This window comes from Herbiconiux daphne, assembly GCF_024979295.1.
In the GTDB taxonomy this organism is placed as follows: domain Bacteria; phylum Actinomycetota; class Actinomycetes; order Actinomycetales; family Microbacteriaceae; genus Herbiconiux; species Herbiconiux daphnes.
Genome location: NZ_JANLCJ010000332.1, coordinates 1 through 756 on the forward strand (window position 1 = coordinate 1; position 756 = coordinate 756).

The window sequence follows — 756 nt, forward strand, 5'->3', positions numbered from 1 at the left end:
CCTTAGTACCAAAGCACTACCACCATACATATATGATACCATATTAGTTATTGTATAATGTATTATATAGACAAACAGCTCATGAAGAGCAAATTTCAATTTTAATAGAAGGATACTACCATATGTCTATGATTCCAGAATCTCAATCTACTCGCAAATACAACTACGAAGCAATGGCAGAAGGTGAATACGAAGCACGTATCGTTCGTATCGCTGGTCTGGGTGTTCATCCACAAGATCCTTGGGTTGACCGTAAGACTGGTGTCGTGACTCAGAAAGCTCCAGCTTTCCGTCTCGATATTGCTTTCGAGCTGATTGGTCAAGATACCAAAGGAACTGATTCCGAAGGTAAGCCAATCGATCCGAAACCATCTTGCCAGTTCAAAAGCTACGTGGTTAATCCTCGTGCGAAGAACTCTGGTATCCTCGACCTGATCAAGATGATTGACCCATCTGTTCAGGCAATGAAAGCCGACCTTGATTGGATTCGTGACAAACTGTTAGGTCAGCCAGTTAACCTGCTGCTGAACCAGTACACGAACAAAATGGGTCAGACCAAGAACGGTATCAAAACCATCTCAGCAATCCCGACTAAGTATCGTGATGCAGTTGGTGCTGCTCGTTGTGAGTTCGTCTTCTTCGACCCATACGTTGAGACTGACGAATCTGTAGCAGCTTACGCTTCCCTGTTCCCATTCCAGCGCACTATGCTGACTGCTGCTAACGATGCGAAGAGCATTCCGTTGGCTGGTCGTG

General features: G+C 45.0%; 1 protein-coding gene. It reads left to right on the forward strand.

Going from position 1 to position 756, the window contains the following annotated elements; all coding sequences use genetic code 11:
* Window positions 1-128 precede the first annotated feature (128 nt).
* Window positions 129-756, forward strand: a 628-nt coding sequence (locus N1032_RS25040; RefSeq protein ID WP_259543270.1) for a hypothetical protein, incomplete at its 3' end; no start/stop codon positions are given.